The 26,573-nt window shown below is 56.3% G+C and carries 40 protein-coding genes and 1 pseudogene; 16 read left to right on the top strand and 25 right to left on the bottom strand.

Annotated features, from left to right (window positions below; genetic code table 11):
* Window positions 1-104: 104 nt before the first annotated feature.
* The 24 genes from WM40_RS22680 to WM40_RS22565 all read right to left on the bottom strand — a co-directional run bounded on the left by WM40_RS22680 (window position 105) and on the right by WM40_RS22565 (window position 17,438).
* Window positions 105-2,111: a hypothetical protein gene (locus WM40_RS22680; RefSeq protein WP_046154067.1), complete on the bottom strand. Its 2,007-nt coding sequence runs from the start codon at window positions 2,109-2,111 to the stop codon at window positions 105-107.
* Window position 2,112: 1 nt separating this feature from the next.
* Window positions 2,113-3,066 (bottom strand): phage adaptor protein, encoded by a 954-nt coding sequence (locus WM40_RS22675; protein WP_046154066.1) that lies wholly within the window; start codon window positions 3,064-3,066, stop codon window positions 2,113-2,115.
* A complete protein-coding gene (locus tag WM40_RS22670; RefSeq protein ID WP_046154082.1) occupies window positions 3,063-3,647 on the bottom strand; it encodes a chromosome partitioning protein ParA in 585 nt (194 codons plus the stop codon). The genes WM40_RS22675 and WM40_RS22670 overlap by 4 nt, the downstream gene beginning before the upstream one ends.
* 62 nt (window positions 3,648-3,709) lie before the next feature.
* On the bottom strand, window positions 3,710-4,279 hold the full coding sequence (locus WM40_RS22665) for a hypothetical protein (protein WP_046154065.1): 570 nt from the start codon (window positions 4,277-4,279) through the stop codon (window positions 3,710-3,712).
* 13 nt (window positions 4,280-4,292) lie between these two features.
* Window positions 4,293-5,282 (bottom strand): phage major capsid protein, encoded by a 990-nt coding sequence (locus WM40_RS22660; RefSeq protein ID WP_046154064.1) that lies wholly within the window; start codon window positions 5,280-5,282, stop codon window positions 4,293-4,295.
* A gap of 24 nt (window positions 5,283-5,306) precedes the next feature.
* Complete coding sequence (locus tag WM40_RS22655; RefSeq protein WP_046154081.1) at window positions 5,307-6,356, bottom strand: prolipoprotein diacylglyceryl transferase; 1,050 nt, start codon at window positions 6,354-6,356, stop codon at window positions 5,307-5,309.
* A gap of 219 nt (window positions 6,357-6,575) precedes the next feature.
* The gene (locus tag WM40_RS22650; protein ID WP_046154063.1) at window positions 6,576-6,932 is read right to left on the bottom strand and encodes a zinc ribbon domain-containing protein; all 357 of its coding nucleotides are present in this window, start codon (window positions 6,930-6,932) and stop codon (window positions 6,576-6,578) included.
* Window positions 6,932-9,151, bottom strand: a complete 2,220-nt coding sequence (locus WM40_RS22645) for a hypothetical protein (RefSeq protein ID WP_046154062.1) — start codon at window positions 9,149-9,151, stop codon at window positions 6,932-6,934. The genes WM40_RS22650 and WM40_RS22645 overlap by 1 nt, the downstream gene beginning before the upstream one ends.
* Before the next feature lie 281 nt (window positions 9,152-9,432).
* A complete protein-coding gene (locus WM40_RS22635) occupies window positions 9,433-9,732 on the bottom strand; it encodes a hypothetical protein (RefSeq protein WP_046154060.1) in 300 nt (99 codons plus the stop codon).
* Window positions 9,729-11,141 carry a hypothetical protein gene (locus WM40_RS22630; protein WP_236693644.1) on the bottom strand — a complete coding sequence of 471 codons (1,413 nt, stop codon included), beginning with the start codon at window positions 11,139-11,141 and terminating at the stop codon, window positions 9,729-9,731. Before WM40_RS22630 ends, WM40_RS22635 begins: the two co-directional genes overlap by 4 nt.
* 34 nt (window positions 11,142-11,175) lie before the next feature.
* Complete coding sequence (locus WM40_RS22625) at window positions 11,176-11,580, bottom strand: terminase small subunit-like protein (protein ID WP_046154058.1); 405 nt, start codon at window positions 11,578-11,580, stop codon at window positions 11,176-11,178.
* Window positions 11,581-11,582: 2 nt separating this feature from the next.
* On the bottom strand, window positions 11,583-12,212 hold the full coding sequence (locus WM40_RS22620) for a hypothetical protein (protein ID WP_157685908.1): 630 nt from the start codon (window positions 12,210-12,212) through the stop codon (window positions 11,583-11,585).
* A 14-nt stretch (window positions 12,213-12,226) separates the two neighbouring features.
* The gene (locus tag WM40_RS30355) at window positions 12,227-12,415 is read right to left on the bottom strand and encodes a ribosome modulation factor (RefSeq protein WP_157685907.1); all 189 of its coding nucleotides are present in this window, start codon (window positions 12,413-12,415) and stop codon (window positions 12,227-12,229) included.
* Window positions 12,416-12,464: 49 nt separating this feature from the next.
* Window positions 12,465-12,761: a hypothetical protein gene (locus WM40_RS22615; protein WP_157685906.1), complete on the bottom strand. Its 297-nt coding sequence runs from the start codon at window positions 12,759-12,761 to the stop codon at window positions 12,465-12,467.
* A 9-nt stretch (window positions 12,762-12,770) separates the two neighbouring features.
* The gene (locus WM40_RS22610) at window positions 12,771-13,058 is read right to left on the bottom strand and encodes a hypothetical protein (RefSeq protein WP_046154055.1); all 288 of its coding nucleotides are present in this window, start codon (window positions 13,056-13,058) and stop codon (window positions 12,771-12,773) included.
* A gap of 315 nt (window positions 13,059-13,373) precedes the next feature.
* The gene (locus WM40_RS22600; RefSeq protein ID WP_046154053.1) at window positions 13,374-13,787 is read right to left on the bottom strand and encodes a hypothetical protein; all 414 of its coding nucleotides are present in this window, start codon (window positions 13,785-13,787) and stop codon (window positions 13,374-13,376) included.
* The gene (locus tag WM40_RS22595) at window positions 13,784-14,269 is read right to left on the bottom strand and encodes a RuvC family protein (RefSeq protein WP_046154052.1); all 486 of its coding nucleotides are present in this window, start codon (window positions 14,267-14,269) and stop codon (window positions 13,784-13,786) included. The genes WM40_RS22600 and WM40_RS22595 overlap by 4 nt, the downstream gene beginning before the upstream one ends.
* Window positions 14,266-14,460 (bottom strand): hypothetical protein, encoded by a 195-nt coding sequence (locus WM40_RS22590; protein ID WP_046154051.1) that lies wholly within the window; start codon window positions 14,458-14,460, stop codon window positions 14,266-14,268. Before WM40_RS22590 ends, WM40_RS22595 begins: the two co-directional genes overlap by 4 nt.
* Window positions 14,448-15,302, bottom strand: coding sequence for a DnaB-like helicase C-terminal domain-containing protein (locus WM40_RS22585; protein ID WP_236693643.1), 855 nt, complete (start codon window positions 15,300-15,302; stop codon window positions 14,448-14,450). The genes WM40_RS22590 and WM40_RS22585 overlap by 13 nt, the downstream gene beginning before the upstream one ends.
* A gap of 98 nt (window positions 15,303-15,400) precedes the next feature.
* Entirely contained in the window at window positions 15,401-15,829 is a 429-nt protein-coding gene (locus tag WM40_RS22580) for a hypothetical protein (protein ID WP_162199116.1), read from the bottom strand.
* A gap of 77 nt (window positions 15,830-15,906) precedes the next feature.
* Entirely contained in the window at window positions 15,907-16,707 is an 801-nt protein-coding gene (locus tag WM40_RS28210) for a hypothetical protein (RefSeq protein WP_052738470.1), read from the bottom strand.
* Entirely contained in the window at window positions 16,707-16,871 is a 165-nt protein-coding gene (locus tag WM40_RS30350) for a hypothetical protein (protein WP_157685905.1), read from the bottom strand. Before WM40_RS30350 ends, WM40_RS28210 begins: the two co-directional genes overlap by 1 nt.
* The gene (locus tag WM40_RS22570) at window positions 16,871-17,146 is read right to left on the bottom strand and encodes a hypothetical protein (protein ID WP_046154049.1); all 276 of its coding nucleotides are present in this window, start codon (window positions 17,144-17,146) and stop codon (window positions 16,871-16,873) included. Before WM40_RS22570 ends, WM40_RS30350 begins: the two co-directional genes overlap by 1 nt.
* 64 nt (window positions 17,147-17,210) lie before the next feature.
* Entirely contained in the window at window positions 17,211-17,438 is a 228-nt protein-coding gene (locus tag WM40_RS22565) for a helix-turn-helix domain-containing protein (protein WP_046154048.1), read from the bottom strand.
* A 95-nt stretch (window positions 17,439-17,533) separates the two neighbouring features.
* On the opposite strand from WM40_RS22565, the gene WM40_RS29055 reads away from it, so the two are divergent.
* The 3 genes from WM40_RS29055 to WM40_RS22550 all read left to right on the top strand — a co-directional run bounded on the left by WM40_RS29055 (window position 17,534) and on the right by WM40_RS22550 (window position 19,412).
* Complete coding sequence (locus WM40_RS29055; protein ID WP_082103125.1) at window positions 17,534-18,280, top strand: LexA family protein; 747 nt, start codon at window positions 17,534-17,536, stop codon at window positions 18,278-18,280.
* 191 nt (window positions 18,281-18,471) lie between these two features.
* Complete coding sequence (locus tag WM40_RS22555; protein WP_046154047.1) at window positions 18,472-18,849, top strand: hypothetical protein; 378 nt, start codon at window positions 18,472-18,474, stop codon at window positions 18,847-18,849.
* A 182-nt stretch (window positions 18,850-19,031) separates the two neighbouring features.
* Window positions 19,032-19,412 carry a hypothetical protein gene (locus WM40_RS22550; protein WP_046154046.1) on the top strand — a complete coding sequence of 127 codons (381 nt, stop codon included), beginning with the start codon at window positions 19,032-19,034 and terminating at the stop codon, window positions 19,410-19,412.
* A gap of 130 nt (window positions 19,413-19,542) precedes the next feature.
* On the opposite strand, the gene WM40_RS32600 is transcribed toward WM40_RS22550, so the two are convergent.
* Entirely contained in the window at window positions 19,543-19,947 is a 405-nt protein-coding gene (locus tag WM40_RS32600; protein ID WP_413783823.1) for a hypothetical protein, read from the bottom strand.
* Here WM40_RS32600 and WM40_RS22545 point away from each other — a divergent pair.
* The 13 genes and pseudogenes from WM40_RS22545 to WM40_RS22500 all read left to right on the top strand — a co-directional run bounded on the left by WM40_RS22545 (window position 19,850) and on the right by WM40_RS22500 (window position 26,499).
* Window positions 19,850-20,716 (top strand): recombinase RecT, encoded by an 867-nt coding sequence (locus tag WM40_RS22545; protein WP_413783822.1) that lies wholly within the window; start codon window positions 19,850-19,852, stop codon window positions 20,714-20,716. The two genes, WM40_RS32600 and WM40_RS22545, sit on opposite strands and share 98 nt — an antisense overlap.
* Window positions 20,716-21,483, top strand: coding sequence for a YqaJ viral recombinase family protein (locus WM40_RS22540; RefSeq protein ID WP_046154045.1), 768 nt, complete (start codon window positions 20,716-20,718; stop codon window positions 21,481-21,483). Before WM40_RS22545 ends, WM40_RS22540 begins: the two co-directional genes overlap by 1 nt.
* Window positions 21,484-21,522: 39 nt before the next feature.
* Entirely contained in the window at window positions 21,523-22,137 is a 615-nt protein-coding gene (locus tag WM40_RS22535; RefSeq protein ID WP_046154044.1) for a hypothetical protein, read from the top strand.
* Window positions 22,134-22,454, top strand: a complete 321-nt coding sequence (locus tag WM40_RS22530; RefSeq protein WP_046154043.1) for a hypothetical protein — start codon at window positions 22,134-22,136, stop codon at window positions 22,452-22,454. Before WM40_RS22535 ends, WM40_RS22530 begins: the two co-directional genes overlap by 4 nt.
* Window positions 22,447-22,917, top strand: coding sequence for a hypothetical protein (locus WM40_RS22525; RefSeq protein WP_046154042.1), 471 nt, complete (start codon window positions 22,447-22,449; stop codon window positions 22,915-22,917). Before WM40_RS22530 ends, WM40_RS22525 begins: the two co-directional genes overlap by 8 nt.
* Window positions 22,917-23,249, top strand: a complete 333-nt coding sequence (locus WM40_RS22520) for a DUF4031 domain-containing protein (protein ID WP_330218172.1) — start codon at window positions 22,917-22,919, stop codon at window positions 23,247-23,249. The genes WM40_RS22525 and WM40_RS22520 overlap by 1 nt, the downstream gene beginning before the upstream one ends.
* Window position 23,250: 1 nt before the next feature.
* Window positions 23,251-23,517, top strand: coding sequence for a hypothetical protein (locus WM40_RS30345; RefSeq protein WP_157684938.1), 267 nt, complete (start codon window positions 23,251-23,253; stop codon window positions 23,515-23,517).
* On the top strand, window positions 23,517-23,978 hold the full coding sequence (locus WM40_RS22515; RefSeq protein WP_157685904.1) for a hypothetical protein: 462 nt from the start codon (window positions 23,517-23,519) through the stop codon (window positions 23,976-23,978). The genes WM40_RS30345 and WM40_RS22515 overlap by 1 nt, the downstream gene beginning before the upstream one ends.
* Complete coding sequence (locus WM40_RS30340) at window positions 23,975-24,151, top strand: hypothetical protein (protein WP_157685903.1); 177 nt, start codon at window positions 23,975-23,977, stop codon at window positions 24,149-24,151. Before WM40_RS22515 ends, WM40_RS30340 begins: the two co-directional genes overlap by 4 nt.
* Window positions 24,148-24,543 (top strand): hypothetical protein, encoded by a 396-nt coding sequence (locus WM40_RS22510; RefSeq protein ID WP_046154039.1) that lies wholly within the window; start codon window positions 24,148-24,150, stop codon window positions 24,541-24,543. Before WM40_RS30340 ends, WM40_RS22510 begins: the two co-directional genes overlap by 4 nt.
* Window positions 24,544-25,031: 488 nt before the next feature.
* Window positions 25,032-25,355 (top strand): hypothetical protein, encoded by a 324-nt coding sequence (locus tag WM40_RS22505; RefSeq protein WP_052738476.1) that lies wholly within the window; start codon window positions 25,032-25,034, stop codon window positions 25,353-25,355.
* Window positions 25,352-25,453, top strand: a pseudogene (locus WM40_RS32595) (hypothetical protein); the annotation flags it as partial. The gene WM40_RS22505 and the pseudogene WM40_RS32595, both read left to right, overlap by 4 nt.
* A gap of 53 nt (window positions 25,454-25,506) precedes the next feature.
* Complete coding sequence (locus WM40_RS22500; protein ID WP_046154038.1) at window positions 25,507-26,499, top strand: tyrosine-type recombinase/integrase; 993 nt, start codon at window positions 25,507-25,509, stop codon at window positions 26,497-26,499.
* Window positions 26,500-26,573: the final 74 nt, after the last annotated feature.

Genomic DNA, 26,573 nt, shown 5'->3' with positions numbered 1-26,573 from the left:
TGCGCGGTAAAAGGCGCGCGGCATACCGCTTTGCGCACCTTTTACCGGGCCGGTGGCCCATGCATGAAGATGGATTTACAGAATCGGAGTCTAGACCCCGGGAATCAGAATGTCGGCGTCATTTGTGGCTCAAACATCAAATCAAAGGACTCAAGCGAAAACGCAATGCCACGGGTTTGCGCTCTCATGCGCGGCGCCGCGGCATATCCCTCCCCAAATATGCTCAGCCAATTGCCGACGACTTTCTGAGAACCTCCCCACGGCACCGCGTTCCATGGCGTTGTGTTCCAGGGGGTAGATGACCCGAATGACAGCGTGGGCGTCGAACCGGGCAATTGCGTACTGAAATCCACATTAAGGTCGATTTGCGGCGCGAACCCATCGGTTGTCAGAAAGATCGGCCGCATCATCTTGAAAGACTTGTTCACGCCACGCTGATCAAAGTAGCTGTATGCCGGCTGGATGTCGCTGTTGATCGCCACCCCACCATCATCGTTGCCCATATATGCTTGCCCAACCAACCCAGGCGCGCCGAAATACAGATTCTTTTTGAAGTAGCAGAAACAGATTGCGTTCCAGCCTGTCACCCTTGCCCATGCACTTGTGATGGTACTCATCGCATACTGCCGCGACGTTCCGTCCTCTGTAAGGGGGACGTTCACAAGCACTTTATTACCATCGGGGAAAAGTATTGGCTGCCATCCGAAATTGTTGCCATAGGTTTCGATGTCGATGTTTATCGATGGCTGGATCTTTGCGGATACGGCAAGCGCCTCTTGTGACCGATCCGTGAGAAGCGCTTTGCTCAGCGGCACGAGGCCGTCAGAGCCCAAGAAAACGATATCTGAGCCAAGTTTTTCATAGAAGCGCCGCCCTACCGGAGGGCCGATTAGGAACACGGCCGACTTCGAAAACGTGGTTGCTTGTGTTGGGTCGGAGCCCTGGTACACAACGACCTCCCCTTCGCTGGAGCAAAAGCAGAGGTATTCCTGGAGGCCTGCAGTGTTGTCGATATTCCACGTGGCAAGACCCATCATGTATCCGCCGCGCCCGAACTGTGCGCCGACATCGAACGGATAGGCCTGCCCGGCGACCGCATACAGGTCGAGGTAGTAGGTGATGAAAGAATTGATCTGCGTGAACCACAGCCGGCTGCCAAAGACATTGACATGCACGAACGTGGCCGGGTCGACGCCCCAGATTGCGCCGTTCACGCTTGTGCCGTAGATGCCCACGATATCGGCCGCCGCGTCGCCGTCTGGCGCCGAGGAAAGCGTATAGCGGAAACTGCTTGCGCCCGTCACAGTGATTGTGAAAGTGCCGGAATATTCGGTCGGATCTGTGTTGGCCACGCCAACCACGGCGCCCGTCGACAGCCCATGCGGCTCTGCCGTGGTCAGATTGCCGTAGTAGATCGTCGAGATACTTGCTATCACCGCACCAGCAGTCCCTGCCACGGTGTAGCTGCCGACAGTCGATGCATTGCTGCCCGGATCACTGGTGAGCGGTATCGTGAAGCTCGTGGCGTCCACGACAGTGATTGCGTAAGTGCCATTGAATCCACTGGGCGATACGCCCGAAAGCACGATGCTTGTGCCGGTGGTCAGTCCGTGTGCCGTTTTGGTCTTAACGGTCGCGGCGTAGGATGGCGTGATCGAGACGATCGTCTTTCCACTTCCGTTTCCAATCCGCGACCAAGCCGTTCCGTTATAGACCATGGGCGAATCAATGCCGTTCACCATGACCAGGAAATGAACGCCGGCATTCGCAAAGTTGATCCATTGCCAACGCGAATTCGAGAGGCCTGTTACAAGTGGCGCACCCACCGGGGCATTTGCCGTAACGTCGTAAAGATTGCCGCCGGCGACTGCGAACATTTGTTGCAGGCCTGGGGAGTTGTATGCGGCAAGCGTTTCGATCGCGCCTGCAATCCCGCTTCCCCATGTCACAAACCCTTTGCGCAGCGGCATGTCGGTTGTGCCGGGGTCATAGTTATCCAGAATCAGCGCATCGGTCGGCGCCATATTCGCGACAGCATCTCGCGTGTTAAGGCCGCCGACCGGCGGAGGAATGGATTTCGTGACGACCCGCGCGCGACGATTCACCGGCATATCAGGCTCCAAATCCAGTATCAGGCACTTGCGAGGAACTGATCAAGCCGATATCGGAGCGAGAGACCGCGTTGATAGGCAGCGAACGGGCACCCGCGGTGCGCGCAATGGCAATGCTTATTGCTCTCTCGTATTCCTGGTCCGCAACGCTCGAATCAAGCCCCTTGCGGTTCAAGAACCGAGACATGATTCCAAGTATGAACAGGCGGTCTTGGATAAGTGGCGTATCGCTGTCGGCCGCCCATGTCGTTTGCGGGGTGCCGGATATCGATTGACACCAGCCGTTTGAGTAATACTCCATCACGAGCTTGTCAGCAGAGGCGGGCACCGGGTTGACGAATATCTTTCCATCCATGATTCGCCAGCGCAGCCGCGGCCCGGCGGGGCTGATTCCCGACTTCAATACCTGCCATTCCTGGGCCGACAACGGACCTACAAGCTGCCACCGAAACGATCTATCCCAACCGGTTTGAGCGATGAAATGATCGCAGTCGGAAGGAATCGGATAGCTCTCTTGACCAAAAGAAAGTTGCGCATTGGTAATGGTAGCCTCTGCTGGTGCATCCAGCGTCACGGCCCCATTCACGGCATCAACTGCCAGGACTGTCGGATACCAAGGAAGGCCGTTAGCCGTGGCGATCATGCCTGCTACTATCCCCGCAGTGCTGCTCAGCCCGGTTACTACGTTGGACCCTTGCGTGATCGAGCCGGTTATGCCACCGAAGCCGACGAGATTGAAAACATATTCCCGGCGCAGCACTTGCCAGCCCTCAAGATGCGCGCCACGTGATGCTAGGTCCTCACCTACCCGGTTTGCAAATACCAGCAACTGACGCACCGTATTATCCGAATTTCCTATTACCGAGACAGGTAGCGGCAGGCCCAGGTCAAGCATTACGTCCTGGATTATCGCCAGCAATGTACGCTGGCCGGCGGCGGTGAGGGGCTGCGTCATGCCGTTTCCTTGGTTGCTGCGAGATCCTTAATTTGCTGCTTCATGGCTTCAAGATCAGCGCGAAGATTGTCGTTTTCTTTCTTCAGCCGCATTGATTCCTTGTTGCTCGATGCACTGCTCAGCCAAACTTTTGCTTTTTCGCGCAGTTCACGGCCGCCCAAGAAGCTACAGTTGCCGTCCGACAACGCGGCCAGTGCTTCCACGGTATGGATCTTCATCCCCTTCAAATTGAGCGCTTCGCCGCGCGAGATCGGGGGCCATTCTTGGATGGGCGTGCCGTCCTGTACTTGCTCTTGCTGATTCTTGAAAGCCTCCCATTGCCGCGGGAAACGCTGTATATCCGATGGTTCGTTGCCGTGCTGCTCCGTGCGCACGGGTCGCACTACCTCTTTCGTTCTGTCCCCTGGAAACATGATGTGAATATGGGGAACGTCCTTGTATATCGGGCGCCCGGCTTCTTCTGAGGCGAATTCCTGATGGACCGGCCGCATCTCGAATTCGACATACAGGCCGCTGTCATCGCCGTGCGATACGTGGAGGTTGTTGCCGCTGCCGGAAACGCGTGCGGTTGCGAAATCCATGTTTTCCATCCTCTAAGGTAAAAAGGGCGCCGGAATGGCGCCCTGGTTTTGCTGCTAGATCATCAGGTAATCGCGCCCTGAGAGACAGAACGCTGCATGGTGATAATGGCCTGCGTGGATGTCAGCACCATCGCGTTACTGCCCTGCCCGATCGTCACACCTGGCGCGCTGCCAAACTTGGCGCCGAGCACTTGCTTGCCAGCCACGGCTGTCGGGCTTACCACGCCCGCCGCTTGCCAGTAGACGGGATTGCCCGCCACCGGTGCACCGCTGACATTGACAACCGCATTACCCTGCACCTGCACCCAACCGTAGCCACCAGCCGTGATCGCTTGATACACGACACCGAGCGGTTCGGATGCATTTGCGGTGCCCGTCCAAGGCACGGCCTGCGCGGTCATAACGCCGTTCGACAGTACTTGGTTGATCTGGACGATGGTGCCCGGAGCAAGCAATGCCGGCGCATAGACCACCATAAATTCACCACCGCCCAGATTCGGGTCATACGCCTGCACCAACTCTTGCGGGAATGACATACGGCCGGAACCGGCGGGGAACACGCCCGGGGCAACAGGATCGACGGTTCCAAGCCCAACCATGCCGATCAGGGGATCGAGTTTAGTAAATGCCATTTTTCTCTCTCCCTTATGCGAACAGAATGCCCTGCAACCGGCGGTTCGAGACCGTCATGTTGCCGGCGAAACCGATCAGCTTGACCATCGCATCCTGGTTGATTGCGAAACGGTCTTCGCCAATAGGCGCGAAGTTGCGATCGGTGTGCGGGCGGAAATAGATGTAATCCGTATTGAGGAATTGCATCGAGTTCGTCGGGGCACCGCCGCCGTAACCGCCGTCCAGAACCACATCGGAATTCATGTATCGCAGCGAGTCAAAGCCCGCTTGACCCATTTCATCCGATGCAATGCGCTGGATGGCTTGCAGCGATTCCAGGTACAACCGGTAGTAGTTGTTGTCGGCGACGATCAAGTCAGGCTTGTCAGTGCCGCGAATCAACTGCAGATACACACGGTTCATGTAGGACTGAATGTTTGCGCTCGTCGCGGCCGCGCCGCCATTCGTCGACGACGAAAAGGCGATGTTGCGCCAGAAAGAGCCGATCGAGGTCGATGCGTCGATGCCGCCAACCACACCCGTCGTCGGCGTTTGGCTGACCAGCAACGCAAGGCCACCGATCTGCCGCCCGCCGTCCGCCGTCCCATCGCTGTAGCAATCGAGCGCGATGTTGTTGACAAGAGTCTTTTCGGCGTTTTTGATACGCGACTCGAGAAGGTCGATGATCGCGTCCTCCCCACTGTTTTGCAGTTGCTCCAGGCCGGAAATCGAGATTGCAACGGCCGCTTGAGCGTAATTGAACTCGGCGCCGGTGAACACGTCAGACGGACTGATGTTCAACGCTTCATAACCGCTGTAGCGCTTGAACGTGCCGTTTTCTGCGTATTCCAGTTCTTGCACGATCGTGCGACCACCGGATACAGGCTTCACATTACCGCGCTTCTTCAAGCGCATCAGCAACGCGTTGTTCTTCGTGACGTTATCGGCCAGCTTCCCCGTGCGATTGCGCAGCGTGGTAGTGACAATTTCCGTCAACGTCGATGACGGGTTTAAAAGTCCCATGTTTTAGGGCTCCATGCGATGGTTTTAGGATGCTGTAGCCGCGCGCAGATTTGCACGCAGTTCATCTCGCAGGGATAGATTCTGATTTCCGGCTGGCGACGGGACGTTGGCGCCCGGCGATCCGTTTATCGAAGAACCGGCTCTGCGTTTCGCGTTTGCCTTTACGCGGGCGTCCTCTTGTCGCTTTGCTTCCGCTGCGGCGGCCGACCGCTGCTCAAGCATGGAGCGTACTTCGGGGTTGGCGTAGCACGCCTGTTCGTAGGCTTGTTCCAGATTCGAGGCCAAGTTATTGGCGATCAGTACGCCCATATGCTCGCGTACTTGGTCGAAAAACTCATTCTTCGGATCTGAACTGAAAGCCTGAATCTGGCGATTGATTTCGGCTTGCGTGTGCTGCACTTGCTCTTGATGCTGGCCGGCAAGGTGGCCTTGTACCTGCTCCAGTTGTTGGCGCAGATGCAATACTTCGGGGTCGACTTGGCGCGGCTGATACTGAGCAACTTGGCTTAAGTCGACGTTGTACTGTTGGGCAATCTGATTGAAAAGAGCAACCTTGCGCTCCGGCGTTGCTGTGCGCAAAACATAAGCCGTATTCAGCAAATCGCTTACCGCACGCACCGGGTCACCGCCTTCTGCACGAATGATTGGCAGATAGGGGTTGATCGCTTCATTAAACTTTCGCCCGGCGGCCGCGTCCTGGCCCATCTTTTCAAAGCCGCGGTGGATGTCTGCTTCACGACGGGCGATTGCAGCTTGCGCTTCAGGCGGAATCTTTTCCCATACTGTTTTTTCAGCAGCCGACCAAGATTCGGGCGCTTTGGCTGCGGGGGTCGGCGCAACGGTCTTGTCCGGCTGATCGGCCACTGACTTATCGGCTGGCGATTCCGTAGTGACCGGCTTTTGCTGGCGTTGCTCGCCTTCTTCCTCAGCGGTGTTATTGGCTGAACCGGAACTGTCCGCTTCGCTTTCCTGACGCCCGCGGATTTCATCAAGATTCTTTTCCAACTCTTCGCGCAACGTCATTTCGGGCTGGTTATCGCCCGCAAGCTCAGCGTTTTCGATGGGTTCGTCCATTTCATAGGCTCGCGTTTTGTATGCGGCGATGCTAGACCCCGGGAAAAGCGCTTGCAATTCAACGCATAGGCTGCTGCTGCGGGGCCTGTGGCACCGAATGACCCATAGGAAGTTGAGGAACGCCCTGGGGCTGCTGTTGTTGCTGACGCGCCTGGGCCAGCGCAGCCTGCATCTGCGTTTGTGCAAGCAGCTTTTGCAGTCGCGGCATGAATGCACCGATCATTTCGCACCTCGCAGAACTTGGCGTGTGGCGTCTGTCAGATCGCCGCGCAGGTTGAAGTCTCCGCGGACCTCGGGTACCGGCCGCTTCGGCATGTCGTTACCCACCTCCACGTATCCGTTGCGCTTTAGGAACGCGCGGTGAGATGAGCGACTGTTGATCACGGGCGGTTTTCCGGTGGCCACGTCTACGGCAACAGCCTGATACGGCTGAATGTCTGGCGCGATATAAGGTGCGGTGATTGCGCGGACCATCGGTGAACCGCAATGTTCTGGCAGCGCATCATCGCGCTCGCTCACCTTGCGAAACACATCCTTGCGGTGGCCACACTGACATTGGACTGTATAGAGCGGCATCACTCACCCCCATTTGATTGATTTGCGGCTGCGATCTGCGCTGCGTCCAGGGTGGCGCCAGCACTGACCTCGGCAACCTCAACGGCGGTCTTCCCCTTCATTTCCTGCAACGCAATCTGCAACTGCGCATCTGCGCTTGCCTTCCATTGCTCCATCATCATTTCGTTGCGCGAACGCATCATTTCCAACTCAGCGTTAAGGCGCGCTTGGTTGTCGTCCGTTGCGACCTGCGCTTGTCGCTGCGCGTCTGCGAGTTGCGCTTGCAATGCTCTGTCCTGGGCGTCCGCCTGGGCTTGCGCCTGAATCTTGGCCTGCTCGATCTGCATATCTCCCTGTTGCTTGGCGTTCTGTAGTTGCAGGTTTCCTTGAATTTGAGCCTGTTTTGCCTGGGCGTCGGCCTGCACCTTCATCATTTGAGGGTTAGGCTTGGGTTGGCTCGCTTGCGCTTGCGCCTGCTTCTGTAGTTGCTCGATCGTCTCAGACAGCGCAGCCTCCAGTGTCTTGCCTATCGGGAACGCGCGTGCGGCAAACATCATCATTTCACCAAGCAATGGTGCCAAGACAGGGTTCTCTACCTGCATAACCTGATTGATGAACCCGCCGATCACCTTGACGAACTCCATTCGATCGGTCTTTTCCTGCATCTGATCCATCTTGATCGTCGAATCTGTCTCGATGTCGAGGCGATAATGACGAACGTTGGCATCGCGCAATAGTTCGGTGACCTCCTCCCATGTGGGTTCTAGCGAAGCCTTTTCGATATCTTTCGGCAGAGAACCACCTAACTGTTTGATGCGTTGCGCGACTTGTTGCTCTGCCATGGTCAGGAGCGGATAGCCTGAGATTTCAGCCAAGGTTTCGATTTCGAAAAGATTTGCGTGAATTTCGGCAATGATCGAAACCGCGTCTCGAGCAAATCGCTGCACTTCAGCCTGCATGTCAGTCAGCCGGATCGACGCGAAATTGCTCTTGATCTGCTGCGCCGTGGCCGTTTCAGACGGATCGCTGGCCCCACGCAAAATGTCGGCCATGCCGGTGATCTCGTAAAGAACGGCCTTCACCTTGTCGCGCGCGTCGTACAGTGCAAGCAAAGTCTGTACGATTTCTTGCATCGGCAGAAGAACGATGGAACCCACCAAACCGCCCTTCTCCGCAAAAGCGGCCCACGCATCCACGGGCACAAGCTGGTTTTGAACGCCCTCGCTCAACAAACGGCTTAGGCCCGGCGCGCTGGCATCATAGACGCCTACGACCTTAACGGCCTTCGTAAGCGACTCGATGCGCCCCGTGAGGTTGTCGAGTTCCCGGGCTTGGTCCTCGTACTGCTGATAGTCTGAAACAGGAATAATTGAGTCCGTGGCCATGTTTGGGGTAAGCGGGCGCGGGCACGGAAAAAAATTCTCAAGCTCTAGTGGATCTTCTTTTTCATCCAGGAGCGACTGTGGATAGCCTTTGCTCAGCCAGACGGCTTTGCGAACGCGGCGATCCCACATTTCGTAGATCATCGCTTTGCCCTCTGTGGGCTGATCCGATTTCATGTCGTCCGGTTTATGGTCAAGCGGAATCTTGTCCGCAATATCCGGAAATCGCGCACGCAGTTCTTCGCGTGTAAGGAAGCACCGACGCCAGACTAAATAGACTTCTTGCCACACACGCGCTTTGTTGTGCCCAAAATCGTCCCAGTGAACATAGTCGAGGTCAACCTGTTCATATTCAAGATCCTGAGCCGGCTCCCCTTCTGTTTCTTCACCCGCTTCTGCGTCGTCGTCAATTTGCGTGCCTTCATTGCCAAGCATCTCACTTGCCTTGAAATGCGGCACATATCGCGCCCAAAGCGTGCCCCTACCTGCAAGCAGCCGATCGGTTACGCATTGGCGCATTTTGGCGCTGAAGTCGTTTTTTTCCAAAGTGAACGAGTTTGCGCGTTCCAGTATTTCGCAAGACACGCGCCCCACCGGATCGGCATCGAGGAATCGACGTTGAAAGTCCGGCTTTGGATCGCGGGAATAAAGCGCGGGCAAGAGCGTTTGCACGTTCGACCAAAGGATGTTGAAACGGGACTTTCCCTCTGACGACGCGCTGCGCTCATCGTTATACCGTTTAACGACGCGCTTGCCTTTTGTTTTCCATGGGCCAGCATCCCTTTCGTACTCGTCTATTTCCGCAAGGTACTTTGCATGCTTGTTTTCGACCGGCGCGGCCAATTGTTCTTCTGACATGTGATTACCTTGGAATAACGGTGACGGTGGGTGTGGTCAGATACGCGATCCTGAGATAATCGGACGGGCTCAGTCGAAACATGCCAGCCAACAAACCGACGATCGTCCAATTCGTTCCGTCCCGAGAATACGAAATCGTCGTAACGGATCCGCCCTGGACGGTTACGTCAACATCAGCATTCGTGTTGTTTTGATATGTGAAAGGGCTGCCTGACAACACCACAGGCGAAGTCGGCTGACTGGCGTTTGAAGGGCGTTGTGCGGCTGCTCGCATGCTCATATCACACTCCATTTCCTAGAGTCGCAGCTAGATTGCCTGCTGACGCCGCAATGACGGCAATTCTCGTTGCATCACCTTTCGTGAAGACTTCGGCGGTGCCAGCAAGCAACGGCACGCCGTTGGCCGCGCTAACGATGTCTGCTGCGTTCTTGGACATGAGAACGTAGACAACGCCTGTGGTCATATTCACCAGTCGAACCTGATCCCAAAGCGCACTCGGATCAAGAGCGAAGTTTTGCGAAGACGTGGTCGCCGCGATTGGCACGGTGTTGGCAGGCGAGAAAGGTTGTAGCGTACTCATGCGTAACTCCCATAGACAATTTCACTGGATTGGCTTTTCGGCCAGAACACTTCATCGGCCGTCTGATCTTCTGGAAAGCGCGGCCGCTCTTCGGGCGCCTCTTCCGGTGGCATCTTCCACACGAGCGATAGCATCCGGAAGGCGTCGGCGTCGTGCGATGTCTTGTCGTGCAGCGGGGTGTCCCGGAAGACCTGCTTATGCGGATCCCACTCGCGACGATAATTGCGCAGCGACTCTGACCCAGCAAAGGTGCGCTGTTCATCGAAAACGCACTTCGGCAGCGTCGCGCGCGCAGCCGTGATGCCATCCTGGATGCTGAGCGACGGAACAATGCGCACCTTCAGCTTGAAATCGTGCAATTGCTCCATTGCGGATCGCGGCGACGCGAACGTCTTGGGCTTGCCGTCGTGCGGCAGCCAGCAATCAGCGTAGCGGTAGGCGATTCGATGTTCAGCACCCTCGATCGGCTTGCCGAATCCCCAACTCTTGGGCTTTCCGTACTCGCCCCACTCGGCAACGTCAATTTCGCGGCCATACAGGCGCTCTGCGTAGTGCTTTGGCGCTTGGCCATTGTTCGAATAGTGGTCGATGATGCGGATTTCGCCCCAACTGACCTGATAAAACCAAATTGCCGTGTCGTCCGTGCGGCCCAAGTCCCACGCCGTGTATACCGGCAAGGATGGATCGTGAGGAACCTTTTTGATCCGCCCTTCCGCGTCGATCTTGGTGAATTCTCGGCCGTAGTACGCCCCAAGAATCGCGGCGTCGAAAGAGCACATCATTTCTTGCTCGAACATGGCCGCGCCCGCGTCCTCTCCGAACAGCTTGATGTACTCCATCTTCTGTTCATGCAACTGCGCGGCGCTGAATCGACCTGTCTTTGCAACGCTAGACACTTCACCGAACCAGCCGGGCGTCTCCTGCGCCATTTTGAGCATCTTGTAAGCATGATTCCGTCCGCGCGGGGTCGTGATGAACACGGCCCACCCGTCGTTTTCGTCAAGAATCGGCTTCAGATATGCCCACGAGTACGGATTGGCAATCGCAAACTCAGAAAACACGACGCCCGCCGGAGGGGCGCCAACGAGAGAGTTGAAATTGTCCGATCCAACGACCTGCCATGTCGCGCCGTTGCGCAACTGGATCATCATGTCGTTTTCGAGGGTGCGTGCGCGGATCTCTTTCGGGAAAGCCTCGTCGATCCGCCGCTTACCGGTGTGCGGGTTGACCGCGGACCACACTGCTTTATCGGCTTGCGACGCTTGCGGCAGCATGTGCCAATATGTGGCAGGCCGCTTGTGCGCTGCGACGCACGCGTGATGCATCGCTACGTCATCCTTACCCCATCGACGATGCGCAATCGAGATCGCCCGCCGGCCACCGCGCTCCAGATACGACCAAAGCGGCATCTGATATTTGCGCGGTGACCAGCAGTTGGGGATTCTAATCCGGGGCATTTTCAGGCGCCCCCGCAAACTGCACGAGTTCGACGACCATAGGGCCACCGTCGACACCAGACAGTTCCTGAGTCATCTTGTCGCCGTACTTCTTCGGGTTCATGCGGGCAAGCACCCACTTGCGATTATCCGACATGACGCGCGCTTTCGCCGGGTCCTTACACTCGTCAGCGATGCCGATCAAGTCGTCAAAGTAGATCTGCTCGCGCCATTTCAGCGCGTCGGTGTACAGCTTTTGCAGCTTCTCATCGTCGTTCACCCACCGCAAGAACGTGACGCGGTGCGGCATGCCCCGGGTTTTGCAAATGGTGCGCAGGCTTTCACCGTCAGAAATCCGCAAAAGGATCGCATCGACGATTTCATCCGATTTGCGCACCACCGGAAGTGCCATGATCAGAACATCTCGCGCAGCTTGAGACGCAGATTGCTCACGAGCGACATCACTTCGTGCGAACCAACGTCACGGCCGTTCTGAATGCGATCCTCAATATCGACGATGGTGTCATGCGCCGACTGAACGGCACCCGTCGCGGCTGCCGCCTTGACTGCGGAGGCATCAGCAACCAGCTTGAAAATCGCTTCCAAGTGAACGGCAACAGCCTTTTCCAGAGGAACCGCGGCGCCGTCAGCATCCTCGGCTGCCTCATCAATGCCCGAAGACAACGAGGATGGCGATACAGGCGATGCAGACGACGATTCCGAGGATTCCATAGCTGACGTTTCGTTCGAGGTCGTCGAGCCGGTCGGCAATGTCGTCGAGCCTTCCGCTGTTTGGGCGTTGATCGCATCGGATGTCGTGGACGACGGCGAGGATGCGTTTCCCACTTCATCTGCGGAGACAGCACTTCCCGTCGTACCAGCGGCAGGCGCACCCGGCTCTACGGATTCCCCATCCGATTGGGACGCGACTGGCTCCCCCGGCACGGCCGGCACCTCGGATACCGGCGTATCGGTGGTCGGGATCTTCGTTTCCGGCGTCACCGGATCATTTCCGGCCGGCGTGTTGCTGTTTTCATCGGACATGCTGCGCTCCAGGTTCATGTAAGGATGTTTTGCCGTGCCGACGCCGCAAGGGATGCGCCGAAATGGGCGTTTTGATAGCCTCGGAGCCACGAGGCATGCTGGTCGGTGAACATCGGATATGGGTTGTTGGTGCGTTTCATGCGGCTTTGATACGCTTCCGCCCCTTCCGACATCGCCTTCTCTATTTCCGCTCTGCTCAGCATGTCGCCCTCCTCGGATGAGCGCCATCGTAGACCCCGGGAAATCGGGTGTCTAAAACAGCAATTCCCGACATCCCCAGGCGCTCCGCGATGGCGTCGGGACAAGTTGCCCAGGCGTAACGTTCGGCCGGGTAGCAACGGGCACGTGGTACGTCATCCGCATGTGCTTGCGGTCATAGGTGGACAACAAGCGCCTTTCCGCCACCAATCCATCGATGACAGGCAATGCCTCTTGCATCGATCGACCGAATTTCAAGGCAATGGCGCTGGCCATGTACGCGCGCCCCGGAACCAAGAGGGCAACAACGTTGTCCGGCGTAAGAGCGGGGGGCGATTTAGGCGCGCGCATGGTGGTCTCCTAGATGACCTTGAGTATGCTGTTGCTGGTCTGTGAAACTGAATTACGGCGCGCTTGACGCCACGCATTAAACGGATTCCGTATCTCGCGCATGAAACGCTCTGCCGCTGCGTCGTCCTTGTCGAAATCCGATCGAGAGGAAACGTTGCAGGCTTTGCGTACGACTTCAGCAGCGCCCTCTTTCGTGACATCGCTCGGATCGATGCTGGCCAAGTCAGCAAGCCAAGCATGGAACTCGGGGTCGTTGCACCAGATGGCGGCGAGTTGGGTTGTGCCACGGTATTTCATAGCGATGACACCGGAACAACGACATCTGTCTGGTCAACGCGCTTCACGCAGTAGAACTTTGGCCAAAAAAATCCAGCAGATTCCACCCGCGCATATGCATTTGACATGCAGACAGACTTCGCATGCGTTTCACGTAAAGCCGCTATAAGACTAAGAGGCAAAGAAAGCGCTAGGCCCAAAATGAATAAAAAAATAAACGTCCATAGCGCAAAAAGGAATATCTGAGCAATCTTCATTTCGTCGCGCACCAAACAATGAATGCACCAAATAACAAAAAAATAAGGAGGGTGAAATTGTCAGAGATCAAGAAATCGCTCACGCCCGCACCCCACACTGAGCCATTGCCACGCCGAATGGGTTTCCTGCATGTGTGCGAAGTGATGACAACAGCGAAGCGATAAGCTTGTCTTGCGCCGCGATCTTTGCCGCCCGCGCCTTTGCTTCGTCGGGGATGCCGAACTGGCCAGCCGGCATGCGGATTTCTTCTTTGCGCAGCACGGGGGCGGGAGCATCGGGAAGGTCTCCAATCGCGTAATGCGGCGAGCGTTGCCCGCGCGACGTGCGGCCATACTCTGCGATATACAAGCGCGGCGATGCACTCTTGACGCGATGCGCGCGAATTGCGCCGTACACGGCCGCGGTATCGCGCTCGATGTGCTGCGATATCTCAAGCTGACTCATCGGCTTGGCAGACTGGCGCAGAAAGAAAATGATTTGATCGATGATCATGCGAACATCCTCCGTCCGTAATGGGCGATAAGGGCGGCTTCGGCGCGGTTATGGTCGCGCTTGCGCTCGAATCCGATGGTGCCGAAGATCGTGCGGGCCTTATCCAAGCATTCGTCTTTGTCGCTGGAGAGGCCGTACATCCGCTTCCAAACCTGCGGCGTCACGCGGCGTACGTCGATGCCCATGAGCCGTAGCGTCGCGAGCGTGTAGGCCCGCGATTCAGCGATCGAGACTGTGGTGTGCACGCTTGGTCCGAAGATGCCGCTGGATTCTAGTACCGCGGTCATGGTGTCTTGCGCCGGCACGGTCTTGTGAATCAACTCGCGCAGGCCCTGCACGTCGATTTCTTTGCGGAAGCCCTTGGCGGTCGGCGCGTCGTTCTCGATCGTCGGCATGTCGTGCAAACCGATCAAGCCATGATCAAGATGCACGAACGCAAGAGCGCCAGTCAAACCCGGGTCCACGCCGATGAAGATCGTCATGCCGCCTCCCGCACTCGCCGCGCTTCAAGAGACACAGCCAAGGCAGCGTCCACACCCTGCGAATGGCCATACTGCTCAAGCGCGCGCTGCAACATCGGGCCTTTAAGCTTCGCGAATGCTTTCGCCGTGGCCCGCTGGTCGGCCGTCAAATGCGCGTGCGCGCGTGTAGTGGATGCGTTCAACGACTCCATTGCGTCTTCCATGTCGATGTGTTGAGGTCGAGATATTGGGTGGCGTACTGCGGGTCTTCAAGCAATTGTTGGCTGGCCGGATCGAACCACAGACGAATCGTCCCTTCCCAGCCGTGGTGCCGCTGTTTTGCGCAGATCAGCATCACGTCGGGTACCTGCTCTTGCAGCTTTCGCTTTTCCGGGTCACGTTCGCGGGACAGAACTTCTTCCTTCGCCTTGTTGCGGTAGACGATGAAAGCGTTATCGACCAAATCGACAATTTCTCCGGCGCCCTTGATGTCAAACTTATCCGGGATCTTGTTCATTTCGCGTTCGCCCTTGCGCATGTGGTGAACGAGGTGGACGTGAATCCCGGTGTCTTTCGCAAGAGTGCAAAGCGCGTCAACGAATTCCTTTTGCGTGCCGTAATCGTCTGGCTTGATGCCGCACTTCATCATCGAATCGATGACCATGTGGTCGATGCCCAATTCGTTGCGGCAATACCGGGCGACCGCCACCATGCGCCGCCAATCGACCTGCCCAACTTGGTTGTAGATCCACAGCCGGTCGTCGGTCCACGTGTGGAAATCGGCAATAAATTTCGGTGTAGGGCATGCATTGCCGGCCGCTTGTCGAGTCATCCGACCCATGGTTTGCTCAGGCTTCATTTCCATTGAGGCGATGCAAGCGCGCTCTCCTTGCGACAGAACATGCGACATCACGTAGCCCAATGCACCAGACTTACCGTGGCCGTTGATACCGGCCCACAAGCTCACTTCGCTTGAGCGAAAACGCACTTTGTCGCCAACCTTCGGCCACGGGGATGTGGCCCCCATGGCCACCGCGGCTTGCTCGTGAAACATGGCGATAACGCCATCGACAAATTCGGATGCGGGACGGACCTTGGACGTTCCGTCGTCGTCTGCCGTCAGGTATTCGTCAAAATTGACATCATCCGGGATCATGCTTGCCATGCTGGCTTCCCCTGTTCCATGCGTTCGATGCAAAGGCCCATCGTGGGCAGGTAGTAGTCCGGGAGTGCGGTACCAACGTGCCGCCACAAAGCTTTTTCGACCTTGAGCGCAGCACGACCGGGCGTCAGGGCAAATGGCCACCAGTCGAACAGCCGATAGAACTTTCCGTCCATGGCTTCAGGGAGCCAATGCGCTTTTCCCAGGGCAATCCGCGGACCTTCGGTGTAGCGCAGCAGCATCGACGCAGGCACGGCTTCGGTCATGTCCGCAAGCATCGCGATCAGCTTCGAAAATGGAAATCGAAGGTTCGTCACGATCTCGATCTCGAGCCCGAGAATGGATTTCCAATCGAACCTCTCGGGGCTTGCAGCATCGACGTACAGCGTGAAATTCCGGTCAGGCAGTTGGCCGACCAAGGAGACGATCACAGCGCCGGATGGCTTCTCCCCACGACGACGGGCAGCCAGCAGGGCATCACCGTTGCGAGGCGGCCTCATAGCGCACCCGCCCACATGTCGTTGCTCGGCAAGGACTCGCCGTCTTCCGCATCCTCCCAGCGGCTTTGATTCAGGTACGTCAGCGGTGCAGGCTCGAACCCATCCCGCCACGATTTCGATGGCTTCAGCGCATCGACGTGCTGCACGATGCGCTCGGTCAACGGCTCAAGCTTGCGTTTTCGCCATACCTCGGCGCACTTGGCCTTGGCGGTCTTGCGTTCGGTCGAAGGCCAGGATTTCCAAAACCTTTCGAACCCGATCGGGAGGGGGTCACCCGGAGAGGGTGACGTATGTTTTTTATTAGAAGATGAAGATGAAGATGAAGAGCCGTCACCAAAGGGGGGCTTAGGTGAAGAGTCAGATGACTCCTTTGGTGATGAAATTGGTGATTCACCATCGCTATCACCAAAGCGCGAAGATTCACCGCGAATGGTGCGGACATACTCATCCTTCACCATGCGGCTCGAATACCAAAAGGGACCAGCTTGAGCGCTCACCAAAGTAACGGGATCACCAACCTTGCGTCCACTTTTAGGACGATAGATAAACTCTTCTTCGACAGCGGTATCACTGCCCTTCAGTACGCCTTTGGTGACGAGCCCTTTGACAAGTGCTATCGGACAATTGGCGGCCTGTGCGATGTCTTTTAAAGGCCAGCGGATCACGCCGTATTCCTCTTGATCGTGCATCAGGCACAAGATGTCCAGCCACGCGCCGCGCTCGGCATGCGTGCAACGACGTAGATTGCTGTTTGATATCCAATCGCCGGGATAAAACTGAAACGATGGGCGCTTCATCAGTGCTTCTCCTGCCCTTCTTGATCATCGATGCGCTTCTTCAGCGCCTCAAGATTCTGTTCAAATGCGCTAGCGAGGAACCAATTGACTGAGCGGAACGTGCCAAGGTCCGCTTCCGGATCGGGGCGGCCATCGAGGAACGTGGGACGCTTGGTGACAGCCATTACCCTCTCCCGCACTCGCCACTACCGCGGCGGGCGCATTCGCAGTGCATGCCGACCTGGCCTATGAGGCAGACGGCGTCCAGATAGCCACGCGAGACGAGCGCCAGATCGCACAGTTCGATGGCTTTGCCAATCTGGTCGCGATTCAATCCGCGCTGCCCGCTGAGAAAGCGCGACACCTCGGACGAGTCAAGATTCAGCGCTTCGGCCGCACGCTTCGATTCCGGGCCACGCAACAACCCGCACAGCTTTTCGATCAAGTCAGGCCGTGTCATCGCGCACCAACCAAATGCAAAACGCGCTGAGTGCCGATGATTCCCGGCGTCAATAAGATGCTGTTCACGCCGCCGCCTCGCTGGGGATTGGGGTCTCGAACATCGCCGCGCAATCGTCCACTGTCACCTTTCCGTCTGACAGTTCTCGTATCTGGATCGCTTGGTCGAGAGTGATTCGGGTTTTGCCACGCAGCCATTGACTAACTAGGCCCTGCGACAGAGGCGGTGTGAATTTGGCAGCGAAGGCGGCCTGCGACGTGCCAGAAGCCTTCAGGTATTCATCGAGTCGCATAGCGCCTCCTTATTAGCATTGCTTCTATTCTAACGAATTAGCAACGCTTTTCAAGAGGTGCAGCAAATTAAAAGCAGCACTTTTAGAATCTGAGCATGGAAAAGAAACCGCGCCGCGAGCTATCGCAGGAAGAAAAAGCCGACGCGCAGCGTCTGCGCGACGCATGGCAGACGTATAAGGACTCGCACCCGGGGGCGACTCAAGAGTGGCTTGGCCGCGACACAGAATTAGGATCGCAGGGTTTGATTGGTCAGTATCTGCGGGGAATCATCCCGCTGAATTTGCCCGCTCTACTCGCCTTTTCAAAATCGTTGGGCGTCGAACCTCGATCTATCAGCCCTATCTTGGCGTCGGTTCTGGAGGGAAAATCGCTGTTCGGACTTGGAGCGCCTTCACCATTCGATAGAAACGTTGTGCCAGCAGAAATCGGTCGCCGTAAAATCCCTGTCATCTCTTATGTCCAGGCTGGACGGATGACAGAAATGCGAACGCCCTTTTCGCCTAGCGACGTGTTCGAGTATCTGATGACGGATCTCGATTTGTCGGATCGTGCTTTTGCACTCGAAATCCGCGGCAAGTCCATGGAACCCGAATTCCGCGAAGGCGATCACGCGATATTCGAGCCTGCTGTCCCGGCGCGCCCGGGGGATTACGTCGTTGCAAAAAACGGTGGCGACGAAGCAACGTTCAAAAAATATCGCCCTCGTGGCATCAGCGCCACTGGTCAGGAAATCTTTGAATTGTCGCCACTAAACGACGATTTCCCCACTCTACGCAGCGATACCCAGCAGTTGACTGTTATTGCAGTGCTCGTTGAGCACAGACGCTATATACGCCGCTAATCGCGGCAACGATTCTCAGATATTGTCGACCGCACCCTGAGAAGAATTTTTATCAGGCGGTGCGCGCCTCATTTGGACCGAAATAAACGCAGACGCCTTCGGGCGTTTTTTTTCGGTCAAATTATTAGCGCTGCTCTTGCAAAGATGTATAAGCATTGCTAATATTGCTCCATACCCACCCGGAGCAAGACATGCAGACCACCAACCCCGTCTACGCCGCGCTGGCTGGTTTCGCGCCAGCGCAGGTATTCGACATTGATCCGAACCGTGCGGCGTGCCGCGCGGAAAACCAGCGCCAGATGGAAGCACGCGCCATGCGTGAATCCGCTGCCCGCGCTCAAGCCGCAATCGATCGTCTGGAATCAGCTTGCCGCCCGACATACGGCGCGCTGGAACTGATGAAGCGCCAGACCGGATCGTTTGCTGCTTCTCTCGCGCAGACGTACACGCTTGCCGATTCGACTAACCAGGAAAAGCTGGTTGCTCTGTTCGGAGACATGTTCGCCCGGTACAGCGCAAATGCCGCGATGGTTTTCTCCGGTGACGCTGCGGCACAAGCGAGAGCTTGACATGTTCCGCTTCGACTACGCCCCCGAGGATCACGCGCGGTACTACGTTGACCCTGAGCTTGCTTGGTGCCCGTGCTGCGAAGATGACCGTCGGTTTGAGCGTGTCGAGCAATTAACAGTGTGCGGGCCGATCGTTGACGCAGAGTGCGTCGTTTGCGGAGCCGCTTGTGTGGAGAGATTTGATGAGTGAAGAAGAGGCGGAAGCAATCCAATACGCAGTTGATGGAATTTACGAGGCCTTCATTCTTGGTGGATTGAACGAGTCTCGTCCTGAAAAAGGGCATTGGCTAGAACGCTGGTGGAATCTTGGGAGAGAACATCAGGCACTGCTCGATCTCGCCAAAGCTCGCCTAGCCGAACTTGACTTCCTGGACACACCGACAGACGCGCAGCGTGCCGAGCGCGCCGAACTCTTTGCGCTGCTGAAGCGGACGATGGGCGATAAAAACTGGCACGCGGGGCTACAAAAGCAACGCAAAAATATTCCAGAATTATTCCCAGGAAGTGATGAGTTGGCGGGAAAGATGGCCGCTCTTTCCATTAAGGGAGTCAGCCATGAGTGAGACGAAATTTACGCCGGGTGAGTGACATGACCATGATCTGCGACCGGTGCGGACAGACCGGAATTCATTGGATGGGTTCGATATCGAATCTCACGCACACCGAGTGCCCGCACTGCGGAGGCACGAATTGTCAGCGCGGCGAGGTGCCTGAGGATGATGAGCAAGACGACGAGGCTGACGAATGACCCCCAACTACGAAATAGAGCGCACTGCCCCGCGCCGCCGCATCCACTGGGGCTCGTTTGTGGCGGGCGCGGTGGTAATGCTGCTGGCCCTTGCAATCCTTAATGCCGTGCATCCGGCGCATCTTTGAAATCACTATGGCAAACAAATCAAATATCGTCGCCGTCAGCAACATCGTGTATGGCGTGCGGGAACAGTTCGAGCGCGTCACCATCGACAACTCGATCAACTTTGAACGCGAAGCCGCCTTTGCGATGCAAATCCTGGAAGGCAACGATTTTCTGCTTTCCACGGCGATGAAAGACCCGGCTTCGATGCGCGCAGCAATCGAGAACGTGTCAGCGATCGGCATCAGTTTGAATCCGGCGCGCAAGCAAGCGTACCTCGTGCCGCGCGGCGGGAAGATTTGCCTCGATATCAGCTACATGGGCATGCTCGATATCGCTATTTCGTCGGGCTCAATCCAGTGGGGTAAAGCTGAAGTCGTCTATGCGAACGACAGTTTCTCGCTGAATGGCTTCGACAAGCCGCCTCGCCATGATCATGACCCGTTCAGCACCGAGCGCGGCAACGTGGTTGGCGTGTACGTCGTCGTCAAGATGCATTCCGGTGACTATCTCACGGACACGATGCCGATCGCCGACGTGATGAAAATCAAGGCGCGCTCCGAAAGCGGGAAGAAAGGCAACGGCCCGTGGTCGACCGACTTCAACGAGATGGCGAAGAAGACGATCATCCGCCGCGCATACAAGACCTGGCCGAAGACCGAGCGCCTTGATAACGCGATCCATCACATGGATACGGAAGGCGGCACGGGCATCGACTTCAAAGGCGAAGTCATCGATGTGTGCCCGTCCGAGGTGCTGACTGCATGGACGAACAAGGCCGCTGCCTGCACGACCGCCGATGCCCTCACACGAGTTTGGCAGGAAGGTCTTGCCATCATCAAACCCTACCGCGATCAGCGTGCGTACGACACGTTCAAGGGCGTCGTGGGCGAACGTGGCGAGCGCCTGAAGCAGGACGAGTCACGCACTGTCGACATGCCTCCGGCCGACGATCAAGCAGCAGAATTTCAGGCCGATTTCGAAGAGAAGATGCGGCGCGAGGGAGAGGACTGATGAAGATAATCGAATGCGATCAGGGGTCGCCAGAGTGGCATCAGGCACGCGCTGGATGCATCACGGCATCGATGTTCAAAGTAGCACGTGAGAAGGTGGGTTTGCTGGACGATAAGCAGTCTGCATACGTCGAAGCGATCAAGGCAGGAAAGACGGAGGCAGAGGCAATGAAGATTGCCGGTTACAAAACTAAACCATCAGCAGCGAGCGTGCAGCGTGCAATAGCAGGCGAACCAGTTGGCTATCCGTCTGATAAGGCACTGAATTATGCCTTCCGCTTGGCGGTAGAGCGTATCAGCGGCGTCCCGCTGGATGAAGGCTTCGAGACGTACGCCATGCGTCGGGGGCATGAATTGGAGCCAACCGCGCGCATGGAACATGAGATTGCTACTGGACTATTTGTAAAGCGAGCAGGATTTGTCATTACCGATGATGGCCTGTTCGGTGCCAGTGCTGATGGCCTGATCGATGACGACGGTGGTAGCGAATACAAGTGCCTGATCTCTCCCGAGACTATCCGAACGGTGATCCTAAATAAGGACATCAGCGAATACATCGACCAGATTCAAGGTTGCATGTGGATAACTAACCGGAAGTGGTGGCACTTTGCGCTGTACTGCCCTGCACTTGAGTCTGTCGGCAAGCAGCTTTACTGGCGACGCGTCGAGCGCGACGAAGAATACATAGCCGCACTCGAACAAGACCTGATCGCCTTCGAAAAGATCGTCACGGGCTATCAGTCCGAACTGCTCAAGCAAGCCGCCTAAACCGCTGAAAATTATTCCAAAAATATTCCGGAGTATCCAATGCTGACCCTCAAGCAAATCAAAGCGAAGATCACGTCTGTTCAACCGCGAGCCGAGATGAACGGCAAGAACAAGACGAAGCCTGCCTGCACGATCAAGATTGAAGCATCGCGCAGCAATCTGATTCTCAACGAGTTTGACCCGCAATTGCGCGGTGCTTTCTACCAGAGCGGAGACGAAGCGAAGGGGCAAGCCGAACTCATCCAAAACGAAGACCTTGGCGGGCTCACAGCGCTGCGCTTCCCGTGGTTCCGGCAAGACATCAAGCACGACAAGCAGCTGACCGGCTACACGACGATCCTGCACACCGGCATCAACGATCAATCATGGATCGAGTTGGAAGACTGCAACATCAAAGACTTCGTCTTCGCCTTGAAAGAAGGCGGCAGCGTCAATGTCACGTTCAACATCAATTGCCATCCGACCGAGAAGGAACAGGGGCGAATCGATCACCTTCTGATGTCTGATATCGAAATTAGCATCCTACCGCCGCAGACCGCTGAGACGCTGTTCGACGAAAAGAAAGCGCCAGCACGCAAGAAGGCTAAGAGCGACCGCGATGCGCAAGTCGAAGCGCTCAACGCCGCGTTTCCTCCGGGTGGGGAGGCAGCATGAACAACAAACAACTAGCAGAAGCACTGCGCGCGATCGATATGAACGCACTACCGATCAAAGACCGCGCTGCTGTTTTGAATGCTGCGGAAGCGATTGAGCTTGGGGAAGCGCAGGCGGAAGCGTTGAAAGCGGATGCGGAGCGATGCAGGGGTTTGCGAATTGCATCCGTATCTAATAACGCTGATTTTTCTGAAGCAATGTTAATCGCTGTGCCAGAGGACGTCAGGAAAGGACGCCGCAACATGACTGAATCGGAATGGAATGTGTCCATCGACTTCGCTATCTCCGCCGCGAACAAGGGGGATTGTCATGAGTAACGATGTTATGCGGGAACACAAACTGCGAGAAATCATCGCGGCCTTGATCTTGGAGGCAGAGGAAACCGGTATAACCCAGGTTACAAGGAAGGTCGCGATAGATGCGATCTCTACGCCATATCGCATACCGAGCTCCGCGCCCGCGCAGAGCGAGGCGAAGGTCTTATGCGAAACATGCGGGGGATCAAAAGTAGACCCTGGTGGAGAGGGGTATTGCCGATCATGCAAGCAGCAGAGGGTTGAACCCGCAGTTGTAAAAGCCAGCGGCGGAAACGCACATGCGAAGATGCTGATGGACTTGCAAGTGTTGGAAGATGGTACGCCGCTCTACACCGCTCCGCAGAGCGCCGCCGATGTGCGCGATGAGGCGCTTGAGGAAGTCGCACAAGAAATTGAGCGTACCCGTGGCCGATTGTTATCCGCCGATGCTATCCGCGCCCTCAAATCGAAGAAGGAGGCGTGATGGTCTATGTAGACGATATGCAGGCCGGATACGGACGCATGAAAATGTGCCACATGATCGCCGACACCGACGACGAACTGCACGCCATGGCAGATCGAATTGGGGTCGCGCGGAAATGGCACCAGAAACCCGGAACGGCGAAATCGCACTATGACATCGCTCTGAACAAGCGCGCCCTAGCTGTCGCTGCAGGAGCAGTCGAGATCACTTGGCGCCAAACCGGCCGCATGGTTCGCCGCCGTGAAATCACTGGCTCTCTTGGTGATCCTACAACGGCCATCGAATGGAAGGAACCAAGAAATCAGGTCCGCTCTGCGGCACAGGAGGCGTGACATGAAACGACCGCTATCTGGAAAACGGTATTTTGAAGCATTGGGTCGTCGCGCTTCGTCGCAAGGGTTGCCGCTTAATTCGGGGAGAATCGAGCGCCGCGTCTGGCCCTTTTGGGCGCAATGCGCCTGGGCGAGAGGATGGATTATGCAGCCATCTCCAAAGGAGCGGACCAAGATCATTGCCGAAGGTTTTGTTGCTCAAGCGAAACGCGAAAACAAAACTCTCCGTGAAACGGTTAGCCAGTTTCTTGAAGAGAAGGAGGCATGATGGTTGATAGATATGATGACATTATCGCCAGGGTGCACGGCCCATCAGGTAAGTCGGTCAGTTACGAGGACTATGCCGCTATGGAAGACGAACGCGACGCAATCGCCGCCGAACTCAAATCAGCAAATTCACGGCTTCACGAAGTCGCTATTGCCTGCGCTACTGCTGAACAAGAGCGCGACGCACTCGCCGAGCAGATTCCTAAATGGCAACCGATCGAAACGGCACCAAAAGATACCATTGCTAGGTTACTTGGATACCGGAACGACTTAGGAAATTGGCGCACTGTGCGCGGGCGCTATTACAGCCAAGAGGAAATAGACGACTACTGGGAATACCCGGAAGACGCTGCCCCAGGATGGTATGAAACACCAGTAAACGCAGATGAGCCGCCGAATGTGTGGCTTGTAACCCCCACGCACTGGATGCCACTGCCGCGCGCGCCGAAGGAGCAATCATGACCGACAAATACGAAGCGCTGCGCAGGGAGAAAATCGTCCAACAAGCCAAGAACTACCAAGATTCTATGGACATCATTAGAAATACTTTCGAAATGGCGGGGGAGATAATTCGGTTAAAGGCCGAGAACAAAATGCTTAGGGATACCGTAAGCAAACTGGAGCAAAAACAATGAGCAAGTATCCAGAGGATAAGCCATTTGGCGAGTGGAGCCCGGAGCAACAGCGGGAGTTTAAGATTGATGTGTTGGTGGATGGGAAGCGGTGGGAAACGGCATGGCCCGGCGTAGGCTGGATTCCGGCAATGGTAGGTCACAGGTTCAATGTAACTCTAGAACACTATTATCGCCTCGCCCCCGAACCAGAAATCTCGGACTCGATTGATTGGTCGCATTTGGGTGAACAATGCACGCGCCTGTACCGAATGGAAGGATGGGAGTGTGCAGGGATTTATGATAAGTACGGGAGACTAATATTTTCGGCAGCTATTTTCGCTTCCTACAAACGCGGCAACATGGAATCCTGCACGATCTACAGGCCGGGGTTTGAGCCGGAGGGGGAGAAATGAACTGGTATCAATGGATTCATGAGTATCAGCGGATAAATAACGCTTCGCGGAAAGAGGCTCATGACGCCTATAACCGGCTGGTTGCCTGGCCGAAGCAGTGCAGGGTTTTTCGCCGCCAACTGTCGAGGTGGTCATGAGAAAGACTAAATGGTTCCCGGCGAGTGAAAAGCCTGTGCGCGTGGGCTGGTATGAGTGCAGGCTACTTCCCACTTCGCACATCGTTGCAAGGTGGTGGAACGGCCATAGCTGGACGCTTAGTGAGACGTGCGGCCGTTCTTCTTTTGGCATATTTTATTGGGACAAATGGCGCGGGCTGACGGAGGAGGCGAAATAATGGAATGGGAAATAGTGGTGCTTATTGTGTGCATATTGGCCTTCTTCTCAGGCGGATGGGCGTGTGGCGTTGGCTCAGATGCCACATCCTGTGAACGCATTGGTGCATTCTACAGCGGCTCGAAAGTCTATACGTGCGCGCCAAAGGACCAAAAATGACAGACCGAGAACTGCTTGAACTGGCTGCGAAGGCGGCGGGTCTGGATGATGCGAGGTGGCAGGATGGGATTTGGTCTGAAAAGCTTTGGGAGGTAATTGGGAGTGAATACTGGAACCCACTCGAAGATGACGGCGATGCGTTTCGGTTGATGGTGGAGCTTAGACTAAACGTAGGGGTTAACGCAAAATACAGCGACACGATAGTTTTCGTGGGTACCGAAGGCGTCTTTTCTGTTAAACACCATGAAGATGACCCAACCGCCGCAACCCGCCGCGCAATCGTCATGGCCGCTGCTGAGATTGGGAGGGGGATGGGATGAGCAAGCTTAATGCTGCCCAGGCGGCCAAAGAACTAGGCGTATCATCTCGCCACATTTACGACCTTGCCGCGCCCAATGGCCCAATACCATGCTATCGGATCGGCAAGCGAATCACGTTCGAACCCTCGGACATCCAAGAATATTTACAACAATGCCGATCTACCGAGATAAAGCGCGCGGCTGTTTCGTCTTCGAATTCGACCGTCGCATTAATGGACAGCGCATCCGGGCTCGAAAGTTTCTTCCGAAAACGTGGAATAGAACCAAGGCTGACGCCTACGACCGCCAAGAATCGGACAGACTCTACTCGCTCGGAACAGGGGTCGAGCGCCCGGAGCATTCCATCGAGGACGCGGTTAAGGTCTATCTGAAGCATAGGGTGCCAGAACTGAAGTCTGGCGGGAACATCGAGAACGAACTGGCCATCATGTTTTGGGCATATCGCGGCAAGCCGCTCACCTCCCTCCCTGATGTCTGCAAGGAATACTCGGCCAAGGCAGCGAAGGAAAACGGCGATCCAATCTCTCCGGCGACCCTGCGCAACCGCATCCGATACCTCACCGCCGCTTGCCGGTACGGATGGAAATTCCACGGCATGGGGAAGCATGATCCCGCAGAGCGCGTAATCTCGCCGGTGGTCCGCAATGAACGGCAGCACTCAATCGACCGCCGAGAGATGGTATTGTTGTGCCGCGCCACGCATCACAGGGAGACGCGCGCAGCGATCCGGATTGCGTTCTACAGCGGCATGCGCATGAGCGAGATAATCCGGGCCGAACGCGTCGATGGCATGTTCGTGCTGTCCGATACCAAAAATGGCAAGCCACGCCATATCCCGATCCATCCAAGCCTCATGATCGCCGCCCGCATGCCGCTGCCGGACCAAAGCACGATATCGCGACATTTTCGGAATGCCCGAAAGGCCGTGAATATGGAATGGCTGCATTTTCATGATTTGCGCCACAGCGCTGCCAGCGCGATGATCAATCAGGGGGTGGATCTATACACGGTGGGTGCGGTGCTTGGGCATCGGTCGGCGGTCAGCACGCAGCGGTATGCGCACTTGGCCACAGAATCGCTTCGAGACGCGATTGCCAAGATTGGGCAAAAGGTTCCCCAGCAAAACAAAAAGCGGGTTGCCTGAAAAACCAGACAAACCCGCATAAGTAATTGATAGAAGTAAAGTAATTTTGGTGGGCCTCCCGTGAGTCGAACACG

The sequence above is a fragment of the Robbsia andropogonis genome (assembly GCF_000970345.1).
GTDB lineage: Bacteria > Pseudomonadota > Gammaproteobacteria > Burkholderiales > Burkholderiaceae > Robbsia > Robbsia andropogonis.
This window is presented reverse-complemented; position numbering and strand designations above follow the sequence as displayed.